Here is a 14,890-nt window from a genome sequence, read left to right as displayed (position 1 = left end):
GCAGCGATTCGGACATAATTGGACCAAATATGGCAACTCGCCAAGGCTTCGTGACAGGAGAGTCCCATGGTCTGGCAGTTCTTCGTCCTGGTGATCGCCTCGTTCGGCTTCCCGATCCTCGCCCTGCTGTTCATGATGGGCGGCCTGCAGTACCGCGACGAGCGGCACCCCCACGGCACGGCACACCGGGACTGACCGACTCCGGTGTCGGCCGACAGCCGCCCCCGTCGGCATGGGAGGGTGTGCTGCAGCACACCCCACTCCCGTCCAGGAGGTCCCGAAATGAGCAGCGACACCGCCCTGGCAGCCGAGCCCGCGCCGGAGGCCGCCACCGACGCCACCGCCGACACCGCCGCCGCCGAGGCACCCGGCCAGGACGACCAGAAGGCCAAGTTCCTGGCCGCGCTGCAGCGCAAGGGCGGCAACAACCGCGGGTCCGGCGGCGGCCCCGGCGGCGACTCGAAGATCCACGGCACCGCCGCCGCGGCCGGCGGCAAGCGCACCTTCCGCCGCAAGAGCGGCGGCTGAGACCCCGGCGCGAACGGCCGGTCCCGCCCGGGGCCGGCCGTTCGGCGTCTGTGCCCGGTGATTCAGTCGGTGTGCTCGTCCGGGAAGTACGGGGTCTCGCGGAGGAACAGCGCCCCACAGGTGTGGCAGTTGCGGTCGGGATCGAGCGTCCAGCGGGTGGCGTCCTGGACGGGGGCGGCGCTGTTGAGCGTCTTGCCGCACAGGGCGGTGAGGTCCGCGTCGCGGACGATGTGCCAGCTGACCACGGAGTCCGTGGCGCCGTCGGGGCCGGTCTCGGCGCGCATCTGATGCATCATGATCACCATCGTCCGCCGACCGGACATACCCGGCAATTCGCGCAGGCGGTCAGGGCTGCGCCGGGGGCTCCGACAGCACCTCGCGGACCTCGATCGGCATGTTCATCGGCTTTCCGTCGTGGCCCGGCGCGGCGGACAGCAGCGCGGCGATCTCCAGCACCCGCGCGTCGCTCGCGCAGTTGACGATCCACCAGCCGAACAGGAACTCCTTCCCGGCCGGGAACGGCCCCTCGGCTACGGACGCCCCGCCGTCGCCGGCCCGGACGATCCGCGCCGTGTCGGGCATCGCCAGGCCCTGGGCCTCGACGAGTTCGCCGCTGGCGGTGAGCTCGGCCACCGAACGGCGCATGAAGGCGATGTGCGCGGCGGTCGCCGCCGGATCCCAGGAGGGGATCGGGGGAACGGCGGTGTCCGACTGGCTGAAGTGCATCTGCAGCATGTGCGTCACGGCGGACGGCTCCTCTCGGTTCGGGCGTTCTCGTCCCATCATCCTGAGGACGGAGCTGCGGCCCGGTTCTCGACACCGCGCCCCGCATGCTCTCGGACCGCGGGCCGGAGGGACGGGCAGAGCGGCCGGTGCGCCCGGTGCGGCCGTCAGGACGCGGTGCGCAGCAGCGGGGCGGTGAGGATCTTGTCGAAGCTGACGGTGGCGCCGCGCTGCGGGTGGGTGCGGAGCTGGACGTGGTCCGCGAGGGCGTGGATGAGGAACAGGCCGCGGCCGGACTCGGCGGTCAGGTCGGGCAGCACGCCGGGGTCGGTGGCCTGCAGGGCCGGGCGCAGCGCGGGCAGGACGTGGGTGTCGTAGGGGGCGGCGGGCCGGTCGGCGGCGGGGCTGCGGGTGGCCAGCACCCGGGCGGGAACGGAAGCGCGGCCCCGGCGGGTGCGGCAGCGCGGCGCGGGGCGGTCGGCAGCTGGGCGGTCGGCGGCGGGACGGTCGGCTGCCGGGCGGTCGGTGGCGGCAGGCCGGTCGGCCGGACGGCGGCGTGGGCGGGACGCGGCGGGCGCGGCCGGGGCCGGACTGGTGTTGGTGACCTCGATCCGCAGGCGGTCGCCGCTGAGCGCGGCGGTGACCTGGAAGGTGTCCCCGAAGTGGCCGGGCCCGGCGTGTTCGACCGCGTTGGCGCAGGCCTCGGTGAGGGCGAGGCCGAGGTCGAAGGCGTCCTGCGGGTCGACTCCGGCGGAGTCCATGGCGCCGAGCAGGATGCGGCGGGCGAGCGGCACGCTGGCCGGGTCGCGCTTGAGGTGCAGAGTCCACCAGATGTCCACGGGAGATCCCTCCTGGCTGCGGCTCCACATACAACTAGCTATCTCCTCGGCGGTGCGCGGTGAACCGTCCGCACTCGCCGGTACCGCCCGTTCGGCGGATGGACTGCCCTTGTCGGGTGTGCCGATCGGCGCGTGGGCGGATGCGTGCGCCGGTCGGGTTCTCGCCATTCGCGGCGGGTTTCGGGGCCTGTCCCGGGAGCGCCTGTAGGCGGTGAGATGATGGCTCGGCCATGACTGACCCGACCGCCGCCGCCCGCCGGGGCTCCGCCCTGCCCGCGGCGCGGGTCTCGGCGGCGGCCTGGGATCTGCGGGTGCTGCGCGCGGTCCCGTTCGCGCTGGTGTGCACGCTGGTGGCGGCCTTCGGGCACGCCCGGGCGGGTGGCGCGGTGGCGCCGGACACGCTGGCGGTGGGTTTCGCCGCCGTGTGCGCGGCGGCGGCGCTGCTCGGCGGGCGGGAGCGCTCGCTGGTGTCGATCGCGGCGGCGCTGGGCGCCGGGCAGCTGGGTCTGCACGTGCTGTTCCACCGGTTCGGCGACGGCCTGGGCGGCGGCATGGCGATGACGCATCCGCCGATGGCCGGAAACGGCGGGCCCGACGCTCTGGCGTCCGTGGCAGGCCGGCTGCTGTGCAACGACACCCCCGGCGACGCCCTGACGGTCGTCCCGCCGACCACCACGGCGGACCAGGTGGTGAGCGCCGCGGGCCTGGACCCGCAGGCGTACGCGACGGCGATGCCGCACGCGGCGGGCTGGCTGGGGCTGGCGCCCGGCATGGTGCTGGCCCACCTGGCGGCGGCGCTGGTCGCGGGCTGGTGGCTGCGGCGTGGCGAGGCCGCACTGTGGCGGCTGGTGCGGACGGCGGCGCTGACCGCCCGCGAGTGGGCGGCACCGCTGCGGACGGCGGTGACGCTGCTGCTGGCGCTGCTGCTGGGCGGTCCGCGCCCGGTGGCGGCGCGCCGGGGCGGGCGGCCGGAGGACTGGCGGCTGCCGGTGGCTGCGGCGCTGCGGCACTGCGTGCTGCGCAGGGGACCTCCCGCGGTGGCGTTCGCGCGCTGAGCCGGGCCCGGAGGGCCGGGGCTCGGGCGTGCGTCGCCGCACCGCGCCCGCCACGTGAGCGGGCCGGTCGAGTCCCCTCCCCACGTTGCCCGCGCGGTGCTCGCGCGGCCTCTCCCTCCCCAGGAGTCCCCTGATGCGTTCGCTTTCCGCCCGTTCTGTCCGTCGTTCCGCCGGCGCGCTCGTGGTGGCGACCGGTGCCCTGCTGGCGTCCGCCGTTCCCGCCTCCGCGCACGTGTCCGTCCAGCCGGGCAGTGCCCAGCAGGGCGGGTACACGGCCGTGGCGTTCCGGGTGCCGAACGAGAGCGACACCGCCTCCACCGTGAAGCTGGAGATCAACCTGCCGCTGGACCACCCGCTGGCGTCGGTGCGCACCCAGCCGCTGCCGGGGTGGACGGCCAGCCTGGAGAAGTCGAAGCTCGACAAGCCGCTGGAGGCGCACGGCCAGCAGATCACCGAGGCCATCTCCAAGATCACCTGGACTGCCGACGCGGGCACCAAGATCGCCCCCGGCCAGTTCCAGGAGTTCCGGGTCTCGCTGGGCGCGCTGCCCACCGACACCGACAAGCTGACCTTCAAGGCACTCCAGACCTACGACAACGGCGACGTGGTCCGCTGGATCGAGGACACCAAGGACGGGCAGCCCGAGCCGGCCAAGCCCGCCCCCGTGCTCAGCCTGACCAAGGCCGACGCCGCGGCCGGTGACCACCACTCGACGGACACCACCGCCCAGCAGGACGCCGCGCCCGCCGCGAAGTCCTCCGACTCCACCGCCCGCACCCTGGGCGTGGTCGGCATCGTGGTCGGCGTGATCGGCTCGGCGCTCGGCGTGGCCGGGCTGCGCCGCCGCTCCGCGCAGTCCTGACCCCCGTCGGGCGGGGCCGCACCCGCGGGCCCGCCCGGCATCCGCCCTCCCGCACCGCTCTCCCGCACCGCTCTCCCGTACGGAACGGAAAGTCCCTTGGCATCCCTCCGCAGCACCCGGCCCCGGCTCCTGACGGCCGCCGCCCTCGTCCTCGGCGCCTCGCTCGCACTGTCCGCCTGCTCCTCGTCCTCCTCGGGCGGCGGGGAGGGCAACGGGGCGGCGAAGGTCAGCAAGCAGGCCTCGACCAGCCAGTACCAGGGCACCGCGCTCAGCAAGCACTTCGACAAGCCGAACCTGGTGCTGAACGACACCTCCGGGCAGCCGTACGACCTGAAGGCGCGCACCGCCGGGCGGACCGTGCTGCTGTTCTTCGGCTACACCAGCTGCCCGGACGTCTGCCCGACCACCATGGGCGACATCGGGGTGGCCATGTCCAAGCTGACGCCGGAGGAGCGGCAGAAGATCGACATCGTGTTCGTCTCCACCGACCCGGAGCGCGACACCCCGCAGGTGCTGCGGACCTGGCTGGACTCGATGGGCAAGGACTTCATCGGGCTGACCGGCGACCTGGCGCAGGTGAAGGCCGCCGCCAAGCCGCTGGGCATCCTGATCGAGGACCCGGTGGTGGCCGCCAACGGCACGGTGACCTCCACGCACGGCGCGCAGGTGCTGGCGTTCCTGCCGACCGACGACAAGGCGCACCTGCTGTACATGGCCGGCACCTCGGTGGACACCTACCGGCACGACCTGGAGCTGCTCGCCAAGGGGGTGGCGGTGTGAGCCGCGCGTTCCGGCGCAGCGCGCTGATCGGGGCCGGCCTGGCGACCGCGTTGGCCGCGGGCACCGTGGTGGTGGCCTGCCAGTCCTCGTCCTCCGACAGTGCCTCCGCCGCGCCGCCGCAGTTGTCGGTGGCCGACCCGTACATACCGCTGCCCGCCACCCCCGGCGGGATGGGCGCCGGCTACCTGACGGTGCGCAACGACGGCGGCGCGGACCGGCTGGTGAAGGTGAGCAGCCCGGGCGCCGGGTCGGTGACCATGCACCGCTCCACCGAGAAGACCATGGAGGAGGTCGGCGAGCTGGCGGTGCCCGCGCACGGCACCCTGGATCTGGCCCGGGGCGGCACCCACCTGATGATCATGGACTGGGCGAAGCAGCCGGCCCTCGGCGACGAGGTGGAACTGGACCTGGAGTTCGCCAAGGCGGGCACCGTCGTGGTCAAGGTTCCGGTGAAGCCGCTGACGTACCGTCCGGGAAGTTAGGGTCCCGGCGATGGTCCCGGCGATGGCGGCAGACAGCGCAGTGACGAGAAGAGGCGCACAGGTGATCACGGTGGCGAAACGGCGGCGGCTGGGCGCGCTGCTGGCGGTGCTGGTGGCGGCGCTCGCCCTGGTACTCGGCGGGGCGACGACGGCGTCCGCGCACGCCACCCTGGAGAGCACCGACCCCGCGCAGGGCTCGGTGCTGCAGACCGCGCCCGCCGCGGTCACGCTGAGCTTCAGCGAGGGCGTGTCGCTGTCCGCGGACTCGGTGCGGGTACTCGACCCGAAGGGCACCGCCGTCGACAACGGCAAGCCCGACCACGTGGACGGCAAGGCCGCCACCGCCCGGGTGACGCTCCGGCAGGGCCTCGGCAACGGCACCTACACGGTGGCGTGGCGGGCCGTCTCGGAGGACTCCCACCCGATCGGCGGCGCGTTCACCTTCTCCATCGGCGCGCCCTCCGACACCACCGTGAACGCCGCCGCCGTCCAGGGCGCCAAGGCCGACGGCGCGGTGGGCTTCGCCTACGGCACCGCCCGCACTGTCGCCTACGGCGCGTTCGCGCTGCTGGCCGGCGCCGCCGCGTTCGTGATCGTGGTCTGGCCCGGCGGCGCGGCCGTCCGCGGCGTGCAGCGGCTGCTGATGACCGGGTGGGTGGCGCTGCTGCTGTCCACCGTCGCCGTACTGATGCTGCGCGGCCCCTACGAGCGCGGCACCGGCCTCGGCCAGGCCTTCGACCTGTCGCTGGTGCGCGCCACCCTGGACGAGCGGATCGGCACCGCGCTCGCCGCCCGCCTGCTGCTGCTCGCCGCCGCCGGTGTCTACCTGTCTCTGCTGGTCGGCCAGCTGGGGCTGCAACCGAAGCCGGCGGCGCCGAACCGCGCACCGGACTCCGCCCAGGACGAGCGCGAGGAGGAGGACGAGGAGGCGGAGGCGGAGGCGGAGAAGGCGGAGCTGCGCCGGCTGGAGCGGGCCGCCACCGAGCGCCCGCAGCGCGACACCCGGCTCGCACTGGGACTGGCCGGGCTCGCCCTGGCCATCGCGCTGTCCGCGACCTGGGTCGGCGCCGACCATTCCTCGGTCGGCATCCAGGTCCCGCTGGCACTGCCGCTGGCCGCGCTGCACCTGCTCGCCATGGCCGGCTGGCTCGGCGGCCTCGCCGTGCTGGTCACCGGCCTGCGACACGGCCTGCCCGCCGCCGCCGTCGGACGCTTCTCCAAGCTGGCGTTCTGGCTGGTCGCGGTACTGGCCGGCACCGGCCTCTACCAGTCCTGGCGCGGCCTGGGCAGCTGGGGCGCGCTGGTGGACACCGAGTACGGGCGGCTGCTGCTGGTCAAGGTCGGCTGCGTGGCGTCGATGCTCGGCGTCGCCTGGATCTCGCGGGCCTGGAGCGCGCGGTTGCGTGGCGCTGACGGGACGGCGGCGGCTTCGGCGGTCGCTCCGGTGGCCGCTCCGGGGGGGACGGCCGCTGCGGGGACTGTTTCTGTCGCTGCCTCTGCGCGGATGGTTTCGGATGCGATCACAAACGAACAGGGCGAGGAGATCATCCCTGCGGAGATTATCTCCGCGCAGACCATCGCGGCGAAGTCGGACGCGGGTGCGGGTGCGAGCACAGACGCGGGTGCGGGTGCGAGCACGGGCACGGACGCGGGCACGAACACGGACGAGGGTGCAGGTACGAACGCGACCCCCGGCGCGAACGCGGGCACGCCCGCCGACACGCCCGCCGGAGCCACCGCCGCCGAAGACGCAAAGGCCGAGGACGCCGACCCCGAGCGCGCCGCGCAGCTCGCCCGCCAGCAGGCGGTGCTGGCCAAGGCGCACCGGCGGCGGGCTGCCGAGGGCTCGCCGGTGCGGGCGGGGCTGCGTCGCAGTGTGCTGGTCGAGACGAGCGTCGCCGCGCTGGTTCTGGTGGTCACCACGATGCTCACCAACTCCCCGCCCGGGCGGGTCGCCGAGGCGATCGCCGCTCAGCCCGGGGCGGGCGGCGGGGCTCCGGTGGCGGGGGCTTCCGCGGTGCCCGGGAAGACGCAGGAGTTGAAGCTGCCGTACGACACCGGCGGCCGGACCCCGAATGCCAAGGGCACCGCCACCGTCACCATCAATCCGGTCGGGACCGGGCCGAACGAGGTCACGCTCAAGCTCGGCAACGCTGCCGGGCAGCCGGTGGACGTCCCCGAGTTGCAGCTCGCGTTCACCCTCCCCGACCGCGATCTCGGACCGCTGCCCGTCGCCCTCAAGTCCGAGGGCACCGGCTCCTGGAGCGGTACCGCGCAGTTGCCGCTGGCCGGGCAGTGGGTGGTTTCGGTGACGATCCGGTCGTCCGACATCGATCAGGTGACGGCGACCCAGCAGCTGAAGGTCGGGCAGTGACGGAGATATCGGCACTCTCCCGGCGGGCCGTGCTCGGCGGGGCCGGGGCGGGGCTGGCCGTGGGCGCGGTCGGCGGGGCGTGGGGCGGGCGGGCGTCGGCGCGGGGTGCGAAGGTGTCCGGGCCGGGCGAGGCCCGGGTGGCGTTCCACGGCCCTCGGCAGGGCGGCATCGTGGAGCCCGCGCAGGCCCGGGTGGAGTGGCTGGCCTTCGATCTGGTCCCCGGCGCCGGGCGGGACCGGGCGGCGGGGCTGCTGCGGGACTGGTCGGCGGCCGCGGCCCGGATGGCCGTCGGCGAGCCGGGCGGCGACGGCGGCAGCGGGATCGCGCTGGACGCGGGCCCGAATTCGCTGACCGTCACCTTCGGCTTCGGCGCGAGCCTGTTCGACAAGCTGGGCCTGGCCGACCGCCGCCCGCCCGCGCTGGCCGCGCTGCCCGCGTTCCCCGGGGACGCGCTCGACCCGGCGCGCTCCGACGGCGACCTGTGGGTGCAGATCGGCGCGGACGACGCGCTGGTCGCGGTGCACGCGCTGCGGGTGCTGCGCCGGCTGGCGGCGGGGGTGGCCGCGCCGCGCTGGCAGATGTCCGGCTTCGGCCGCACGCCCGGTGCCACCGCGCGCCCGATGACCGGCCGCAACCTGATGGGCCAGGTCGACGGCACCAACAACCCGCGCCCGGCGGACGCCGACTTCGCCGCGAAGGTGTTCGCCACCGGCCCCGACTGGATGTCCGGCGGAAGCTACGCGGTGCTGCGCCGGATCCGCATGCTGCTGGACGACTGGGAGTCGCTGCCGACGGACCGTCAGGAACGCCTGGCGGGCCGCCGCAAGAGCGACGGCGCCCCGCTGTCCGGCGGCCCGGACGCCGGCGAACGCACCCCCGTCGACCTGTCGGCGACCGCCCCGGACGGCACCCTGGCGATCGCCCCGGACGCGCACGTCCGGGTGGCGGCGCCCGACTCCAACGGCGGGGCGGCGATGCTGCGCCGCGGGTTCTCGTTCCACGACGGCCTGCTGGCCGACGGCTCGCCCGACGCGGGCCTGCTGTTCGCCGCGTTCCAGGCCGACCCGGCGCGCGGCTTCGTCCCGGTGCAGCAGCGGCTGGCGCGCGGCGACGGGCTGTCGCGGTTCCTGCGGCACGAGGCGGGCGCGCTGTTCGCGGTGCCGCCGGGCGCACCGGCGGGCGGGTACGTGGGGCAGCCGCTGCTGGAGGGCTGACCTCGCGCACGATCGTTCGACCCCGCTGTTCGCCGTCCGGACGGCGGCCCGGCCGCACGGTCGTTCGACCCCGCTGCCCGGCTGTCGAACGGCGGCACGGCGGGGCCGCGGAAGTGGCTAAGGTGGCAGACCGAGGCCTGTGGGGCCCACGCAGTTCGCATCACGCGTTCGCATCACGCAGTTCGCGTCACGCTGTTCGTTCGGAGGCGGTCATGTCGGCGACCCGTTACACCTATCTCGGGCCCGCGGGCACCTTCACGGAGGCCGCGCTGCGCACCCTGCCGGAGTCGGGGACGCGGGAGCTGACGCCGGTGGCGTCGGTGTCGGCGGCGCTGGACGCGGTGCGGGCGGGCGAGGCCGCGGGCGCGATGGTGGCGATCGAGAACTCGGTGGACGGCGCGGTCACCACCACCAGCGACGAGTTGATCAACGGCAGCGCGCTGATGATCTACCGCGAGGTGCTGCTGCCGATCTCGTTCGCGCTGCTGGTCCGCCCGGGCATCGCGCTGGGCGACGTGAAGACCGTCACCGGGCACCCGGTGGCGCAGCCGCAGGTGCGGCACTGGCTGGCGGCGAACCTGCCGGACGCGCAGTGGGAGTCGGCGGCGTCCAACGCCGAGGGTGCCCGGCTGGTCCAGGACGGCCGGTACGACGCTGCGGTGGCGGGGGCGTTCGCGGCGGAGCTGTACGGGCTGCAGGTGCTGTCGGACGAGATCCAGGACGCGGCGGCGCCGACCACCCGGTTCGTGCTGGTGGGCCGGCCGGGGCGGGTGTCCTCGGCGACCGGCTGGGACAAGACCTCGATGGTGGTGTGGCTGCCGGAGGACCACCCGGGTGCGCTGCTGGAGCTGCTGCAGGAGTTCGCGGTGCGCGGGATCAACCTGATGCGGATCGAGTCCCGGCCGACCGGCGAGGGCATGGGCAACTACTGCTTCCTCATCGACTGCGAGGGGCACCTGAGCGAGCGGCGGGTCAGCGAGGCGCTGATGGGTCTGAAGCGGATGTGCCCGCAGGTGCGTTTTCTCGGCTCGTACCCGCGGGCCGACCGGGGCACCGCTTTCCCGCTCCGGCAGGGCACCTCGGACCTGGATTTCGCGAACGCCTCGGACTGGCTGTCGCGCTGCCTGGACGGCCGCGGCGAACTCTGAGGCCCACAACGCCCCGTCCGCCGCAAGAACGCGATTTCGGCCGGGGCGGGGCCTTGCCGGGCCCCGTTCCGTTCATTTTCGACACGCCCGAACGTCACCTGCCCGGCCGACGGGTGTTCACCGGCGGCGCTCCGGGGGCCTTCGGTGCGGGGTCCGGGGCGGCGTGGTTCATCCACAGGGCGGTGGCCGGCATCCACAGGGGACGGTTGTCCCCAGGAGCGGGAAGTTATCCACAGGGCGGGCCGGAGTCGACAAACCGGTAAAGACACCCTCAGGCCTGGTCGGATCATCAGCTAGGGGCATAGGGAGGACTAATCGGACCAGAGTCACCCCTGCGCCGACAAATCACCTGTGCGAGCGAGCGAATTCCCTCACTCGGGAAGCCGTATCGAGGTTTGAAACCTGGAATTGCCGGTTCGGAAGCCTACGGACCATGGGTTTTCCCCTGTCCACAGCCCCAAGCGCGCACCTGTGGATAACCGGCCCTCGAAAGAGTTGTCCACCGGGGTTATCCACAGGCCGGCGGGAGTTATCCCCAGCCCCGGAGTGCCCGCCCACACCCCCCTGCGCCGATGGCCGGGCACAGGATGCCAGATTTCCGGACAGAGCGCGACATACCCACCCAAGCCTCACGATGGCCGGAACCGGACCACCGGCCACCGGTAGGCTTGATCCGTGATCGACCTTCGCCTGCTCCGTGACGACCCGGACCGCGTACGTACCTCGCAGCGCTCCCGCGGAGAGGACGTCGACCTGGTCGACGCCCTGCTCTCCGCCGACGAACGCCGCCGCGCGGCCGGCACCCGATTCGACGAACTGCGCGCCGAGCAGAAGCAACTGGGCAAGCAGGTCGCCGCCGCCAAGGGCGAGGAGAAGGCCGCCCTGCTGGCCCGCACCAAGGAGCTGGCAGCCGAGGTGAAGGCCGCCGACGCCGCGCAGAGCGAGGCGAAGGAGGAGGCCGAACGGCTGCAGCGCTCGCTGGCGAACCTGATCGACCCGGCCGCTCCGGTCGGCGGCGAGGAGGACTTCGTCACCCTGGAGGAGATCGGCACTCCCCGCGACTTCGCCGCCGAGGGCTTCGAGCCCCGCGACCACGTCGAACTCGGCCAGCTGCTCGGCGCGATCGACACCGAGCGCGGCGCGAAGGTGGCCGGTGCCCGCTCGTACTACCTGACCGGTCCGGGCGCGCTGCTCGAACTGGCCCTGGTCAACATGGCGATGGCGCAGGCCTCCGCGGCCGGCTTCACCCCGATGATCACCCCGGCGCTGGTCCGCCCCGCCGCGATGGACGGCACCGGCTTCCTCGGCCAGGCCGCCGAGAACGTCTACTACCTCGAGGACGACGACCGGTACCTGGTCGGCACCAGTGAAGTCCCGCTGGCCGCCTACCACATGGACGAGATCCTGGACGGCGACAAGCTGCCGCTGCGCTACGCCGGCTTCTCGTCCTGCTTCCGCCGCGAGGCCGGCACCTACGGCAAGGACACCCGCGGCATCATCCGGGTCCACCAGTTCGAGAAGGTGGAGATGTTCGTCTTCACCACCCCCGAGGACGCCGAGGCCGAGCACCGCCGCCTGCTCCAGTGGGAGAAGGACTTCCTGAACGCGCTGGAGCTGCCCTACCGGGTGATCGACGTCGCCTCCGGCGACCTCGGCGCGTCCGCCGCCCGCAAGTTCGACATCGAGGCGTGGATCCCCACCCAGGGCAAGTACCGCGAGGTCACCTCGACCTCCAACACCACCGAGTACCAGGCCCGCCGGCTCTCCATCCGGATGCGCGACAAGGACGGCGTCCGTCCGCTCGCCACCCTCAACGGCACCCTGGTGGCCGTCCCCCGGGTCATCGTCGCGCTGCTGGAGAACCACCAGCAGGCCGACGGCTCGGTGGTGCTGCCCGAGGCGCTGCGGCCGTTCCTCGGCGGGAAGGCCGTCCTGGAGCCTGCGGCCAAGTAGCCGCCGCCCACCCGACGTTCCCGTCCGGCCCGTCCGGCCCGGCCCGTTCCTCCCGTCACCTCCCGTCGTCCCGGAGCACCTGGAGCACTTCGCGCATGAGCACCGACGCCCTGCCCTACCGGCTGGTCGCCACCGACCTGGACGGGACGCTGCTCACCGGCGCCGAGAACGTCTCCGCCCGTACCCGCGATGCCCTGGGCGCCGTCACGGCGCTCGGGGCGCAGCACATCGTCGTCACGGGCCGCTCGGCGGGCTGGACGAAGCCGGTGCTGGACGAGATCGGCTACACCGGGATAGCGGTGTGCGGGCAGGGCGCGCAGGTCTACGACGCGGGGGCGCACAAGTTGCTCACCTCGGTCACTCTGGACCGGCAGCTGGCGGCGCTGGCGCTGGCCAAGATCGAGGCCGAGGTGGGTCCGCTGGCGGTGGCCGCCAGTCAGGACGGGCTGGACGGCGAGGTGGTGGCGGGGCCGGGTTTCCGGCTGCGGATCGCCACCGGGCTGCCGGTGCGGCAGGTCGCGCCGGAGAAGCTGCTGGCCGCGCCGGTGAGCAAGCTGTACATCCAGCACCCGGAGTTGACGGACGACCAACTCGCCGAGGCGGCTTGGTCGGTGGCCGGTCAGCTGGTCGGTGTGGTGATGGCCGGGGACGGCATCGTCGAGCTGCTTCCGCTGGGTCTGACCAAGGCGACGGGTCTGTCGCTGGCCGCGCGCCGGCTGGGTGTGACCGCGGCCGAGACCATCGCGTTCGGCGACATGCCCAACGACATACCGATGTTCCGGTGGGCCGCGTACGGGGTGGCGATGGGCAACGCGCACGAGCAGTTGCGGGCGGTGGCCGACGAGGTGACGGTCTCCAACGACGAGGACGGTGTCGCCGTGGTGCTGGAGCGGGTGTTCGGCCTCGGCGGGCGGTAGTCGGCGCGAGAGACGGCGAAAGCGCCACCGGCCGGGTGCCGGTGGCGCTTTCGTGCGCTGCGGGGCCTGTGGGCCCTGTGGGGGCCCGCAGGGCCTTGCGGCGGGTCAGCCGTAGCTGACGTTGGCGCAGGGGTCGTCGTCCGCGGAGCGGGCCTCGTTGGTGACGCTGCTCGGCAGCGGTCCGGGGGCGGGGCTGTTGCCGCCCTGGGCGCCTCCGCCGCCGCCGGCGCTCGCGGCGTAGTCCTTGCCGAGGATCACCGAGACACCGGCGGAGGAGCCGGCCTCGACGGTGGCGCCGGGGAACAGCGAGGCGACGGCCTGTGCGTTGGCCTTCTGGCTGCTGCTGCCGTACTGGACCACGGTGGTGGCGTGGTTCTGGTTGCTGGCGTTGCCGGTGCTGGTGACGGTGAAGTTGGCGGCCTTCAGGGCGGTCGCGGCCTTGTTGCCGAGACCAGCGGCGCCGCTGCCGTTGAGGACGGCGACCTTGATGCCGGCACCGTTGGCCGGCGGGGCGGCCGGGGCGCTGCTGGACGGGGCGGCCGACTCGCTCGGTGCGGGGCTCTCGCCGCCGACGCCGGCGTCCTGGCCGTCGAGGGTGCGGTCGGCCTTGAGGGCCGCCCACAGCTGGTCGACCTCGGGGTGGTTGAGGCCGATCCGTTCCTTCTCGTAGTGCCAGGGGGTGGTGATGAACTTGATGTCGTGCAGGTCGATGTCCTTGAGCGACATCCCCAGGTCGAGCAGTTTGTCGACGCCGGCCAGGTCGGGGTCGACGGTGAGCGACTTGGTGGCGGCGTCGGCCAGCGGCAGCATGTTGGTCGGGCTCATGCCCTTGGTCTTGACCGCCTTGATCAGCGAGGCCAGGAAGGCCTGCTGGCGTTTCATCCGGCCGACGTCGGAGCCGTCGCCTATGCCGTGCCGCAGTCGGACGTAGTCGAGGGCGGCCTGGCCCTCGACCTTCTGCACGCCCTTGGGGTAGATCTCCTTGCCGCCCTTCTTGGGCAGGTTGGGGTTGAGGTCGTAGTCGTGGATGGGGTTGGGCAGGCAGACCTCGACGCCGCCGACGGCCTTGGTCATGGAGGCGAAGCCCTCGAAGTTGACCACGATGGTGTGGTCGACGCGCAGGTCGGTGAGCTTCTCCACGGTGTTCTGGGTGCAGGCCGGGTTGCCCTGCTCGGTGCCGCCGACCGAGAAGGCGCCGTTGAACCTGACGTTGGTCTGCGGCTTGGTCCAGTTCTTGTTCGGCAGCAGGCACTTGGGGATGTCGACCGCGGCGTCGCGGGGGATCGAGACACCGACGGCGTGCTTGTGGTCCGCGTAGACGTGCAGCAGGATCGTGGTGTCGGAGCGGGCGCCGCCGTCCTGGCCGCCGCCGAGGTCCTTGTTGGCGCCGTCGCGCGAGTCGGAGCCGATCAGCAGGATGTTCATCGGGCGGCGGCCCTCGGAGTCGGCGTCGGCGGCCGCGGGGCGGTCCTTGCTGATGCCTTCGCCGTCGAAGGCGGAGATGTTGCCGTTCAGGCGCCAGTAGAAGTAGCCGCCGGTACCGACCACGGCGAGGCTGGTGCCAACCAGCGACCAGATGATGATCCGTTTGGCGCGGCGGGGCTTGCGGCGCCCCTGGGCGCCCGCCCGGCGGGAGCCGGCCCGACCGCCGGAGCCGCCCGCCGACTCGGTCTCGGGCTCGGGTTCGGCGGCGGGGGCGGCGCGGCGCCCGGAGCGCGGCGGGGGGGCTGCCGAGCCGCGGCCCTGGGCGCGGCGGGCTCCGGCGCGGCCGCCGGCAGCTGGTGCGTCGTCGTGGCTCGCCGCGCGACGGCGTGGGACGCCGGGGGACGGTGCGTCGTCGCGACGGGGCGCGTCCTGCCGGTAGGTGCCACCTTGCGGCGGCTCGTTCTCCCACCAGCCGGCGTCCGCGTCGGACGCCCCCGCCCTCTGGCCTGCCATACGTACACCCTTCACCGGAGGCGGCCGTCGGGCGCCTCAGCAACCAGTCCGTCCGCTGGGCTGACGGATGAAGCTAG

The 14,890-nt window shown here is 73.6% G+C and carries 15 protein-coding genes; 11 read left to right on the top strand and 4 right to left on the bottom strand.

The window, feature by feature from the left end; genetic code table 11:
* The first annotated feature begins 66 nt into the window (after nt 1–66).
* Together ACZ6R9_RS05150 and ACZ6R9_RS05145 are read left to right on the top strand one after the other, a co-directional pair.
* Nucleotides 67–195 carry a hypothetical protein gene (locus tag ACZ6R9_RS05150; protein WP_465536614.1) on the top strand — a complete coding sequence of 43 codons (129 nt, stop codon included), beginning with the start codon at nt 67–69 and terminating at the stop codon, nt 193–195.
* An 87-nt stretch (nt 196–282) separates the two neighbouring features.
* The gene (locus ACZ6R9_RS05145) at nt 283–528 is read left to right on the top strand and encodes a DUF5302 domain-containing protein (protein ID WP_465536612.1); all 246 of its coding nucleotides are present in this window, start codon (nt 283–285) and stop codon (nt 526–528) included.
* Nucleotides 529–590: 62 nt separating this feature from the next.
* On the opposite strand, the gene ACZ6R9_RS05140 is transcribed toward ACZ6R9_RS05145, so the two are convergent.
* From ACZ6R9_RS05140 to ACZ6R9_RS05130, 3 genes are all read right to left on the bottom strand, one after another.
* Nucleotides 591–824: a hypothetical protein gene (locus ACZ6R9_RS05140; RefSeq protein ID WP_380480051.1), complete on the bottom strand. Its 234-nt coding sequence runs from the start codon at nt 822–824 to the stop codon at nt 591–593.
* Between the two features lie 49 nt (nt 825–873).
* On the bottom strand, nt 874–1,263 hold the full coding sequence (locus tag ACZ6R9_RS05135; RefSeq protein ID WP_465536815.1) for a YciI family protein: 390 nt from the start codon (nt 1,261–1,263) through the stop codon (nt 874–876).
* A 155-nt stretch (nt 1,264–1,418) separates the two neighbouring features.
* On the bottom strand, nt 1,419–2,090 hold the full coding sequence (locus ACZ6R9_RS05130) for an ATP-binding protein (RefSeq protein WP_380480052.1): 672 nt from the start codon (nt 2,088–2,090) through the stop codon (nt 1,419–1,421).
* A gap of 230 nt (nt 2,091–2,320) precedes the next feature.
* Here ACZ6R9_RS05130 and ACZ6R9_RS05125 point away from each other — a divergent pair, with 230 nt between their 5' ends.
* The 9 genes from ACZ6R9_RS05125 (at nt 2,321) to ACZ6R9_RS05085 (ending at nt 12,875) form a co-directional block, all read left to right on the top strand.
* The gene (locus ACZ6R9_RS05125) at nt 2,321–3,145 is read left to right on the top strand and encodes a hypothetical protein (protein WP_380480054.1); all 825 of its coding nucleotides are present in this window, start codon (nt 2,321–2,323) and stop codon (nt 3,143–3,145) included.
* A gap of 133 nt (nt 3,146–3,278) precedes the next feature.
* Nucleotides 3,279–4,007: a YcnI family copper-binding membrane protein gene (locus tag ACZ6R9_RS05120; protein WP_465536610.1), complete on the top strand. Its 729-nt coding sequence runs from the start codon at nt 3,279–3,281 to the stop codon at nt 4,005–4,007.
* 96 nt (nt 4,008–4,103) lie between these two features.
* Nucleotides 4,104–4,787, top strand: coding sequence for an SCO family protein (locus ACZ6R9_RS05115; protein ID WP_380480058.1), 684 nt, complete (start codon nt 4,104–4,106; stop codon nt 4,785–4,787).
* A complete protein-coding gene (locus ACZ6R9_RS05110) occupies nt 4,784–5,269 on the top strand; it encodes a copper chaperone PCu(A)C (protein WP_380480060.1) in 486 nt (161 codons plus the stop codon). Before ACZ6R9_RS05115 ends, ACZ6R9_RS05110 begins: the two co-directional genes overlap by 4 nt.
* Before the next feature lie 22 nt (nt 5,270–5,291).
* On the top strand, nt 5,292–7,643 hold the full coding sequence (locus ACZ6R9_RS05105) for a copper resistance CopC/CopD family protein (protein WP_465536608.1): 2,352 nt from the start codon (nt 5,292–5,294) through the stop codon (nt 7,641–7,643).
* Complete coding sequence (locus ACZ6R9_RS05100; protein WP_465536606.1) at nt 7,640–8,857, top strand: Dyp-type peroxidase; 1,218 nt, start codon at nt 7,640–7,642, stop codon at nt 8,855–8,857. Before ACZ6R9_RS05105 ends, ACZ6R9_RS05100 begins: the two co-directional genes overlap by 4 nt.
* A gap of 212 nt (nt 8,858–9,069) precedes the next feature.
* A complete protein-coding gene (pheA, locus tag ACZ6R9_RS05095) occupies nt 9,070–10,005 on the top strand; it encodes a prephenate dehydratase (RefSeq protein ID WP_380480066.1) in 936 nt (311 codons plus the stop codon).
* Nucleotides 10,006–10,680: 675 nt separating this feature from the next.
* Nucleotides 10,681–11,958: a serine--tRNA ligase gene (gene serS, locus ACZ6R9_RS05090; protein ID WP_380480068.1), complete on the top strand. Its 1,278-nt coding sequence runs from the start codon at nt 10,681–10,683 to the stop codon at nt 11,956–11,958.
* A gap of 95 nt (nt 11,959–12,053) precedes the next feature.
* Nucleotides 12,054–12,875: an HAD family hydrolase gene (locus tag ACZ6R9_RS05085; protein ID WP_465536603.1), complete on the top strand. Its 822-nt coding sequence runs from the start codon at nt 12,054–12,056 to the stop codon at nt 12,873–12,875.
* Between the two features lie 105 nt (nt 12,876–12,980).
* On the opposite strand, the gene ACZ6R9_RS05080 is transcribed toward ACZ6R9_RS05085, so the two are convergent.
* Nucleotides 12,981–14,813, bottom strand: a complete 1,833-nt coding sequence (locus tag ACZ6R9_RS05080) for an LCP family protein (RefSeq protein WP_465536601.1) — start codon at nt 14,811–14,813, stop codon at nt 12,981–12,983.
* Nucleotides 14,814–14,890 lie beyond the last annotated feature (77 nt).

Source organism: Kitasatospora sp. NPDC048662, from assembly GCF_055587065.1.
The sequence above is the reverse complement of the archived record's forward strand: the minus strand, read 5'-3'. Positions and strand labels throughout refer to the sequence as shown.

Bases quoted from the DNA above. Each gene is read 5' to 3' on its own strand.
- ACZ6R9_RS05140 (WP_380480051.1), bottom strand. From the start codon at position 824: ATGATGCATCAGATGCGCGCCGAGACCGGCCCCGACGGCGCCACGGAC.
- ACZ6R9_RS05080 (WP_465536601.1), bottom strand. From the start codon at position 14,813: ATGGCAGGCCAGAGGGCGGGGGCGTCCGACGCGGACGCCGGCTGGTGG.
- ACZ6R9_RS05085 (WP_465536603.1), top strand. From the start codon at position 12,054: ATGAGCACCGACGCCCTGCCCTACCGGCTGGTCGCCACCGACCTGGAC.
- ACZ6R9_RS05125 (WP_380480054.1), top strand. From the start codon at position 2,321: ATGACTGACCCGACCGCCGCCGCCCGCCGGGGCTCCGCCCTGCCCGCG.
- ACZ6R9_RS05150 (WP_465536614.1), top strand. From the start codon at position 67: ATGGTCTGGCAGTTCTTCGTCCTGGTGATCGCCTCGTTCGGCTTCCCG.
- ACZ6R9_RS05120 (WP_465536610.1), top strand. From the start codon at position 3,279: ATGCGTTCGCTTTCCGCCCGTTCTGTCCGTCGTTCCGCCGGCGCGCTC.
- ACZ6R9_RS05105 (WP_465536608.1), top strand. From the start codon at position 5,292: ATGGCGGCAGACAGCGCAGTGACGAGAAGAGGCGCACAGGTGATCACG.
- ACZ6R9_RS05145 (WP_465536612.1), top strand. From the start codon at position 283: ATGAGCAGCGACACCGCCCTGGCAGCCGAGCCCGCGCCGGAGGCCGCC.
- ACZ6R9_RS05135 (WP_465536815.1), bottom strand. From the start codon at position 1,263: ATGCTGCAGATGCACTTCAGCCAGTCGGACACCGCCGTTCCCCCGATC.
- pheA (WP_380480066.1), top strand. From the start codon at position 9,070: ATGTCGGCGACCCGTTACACCTATCTCGGGCCCGCGGGCACCTTCACG.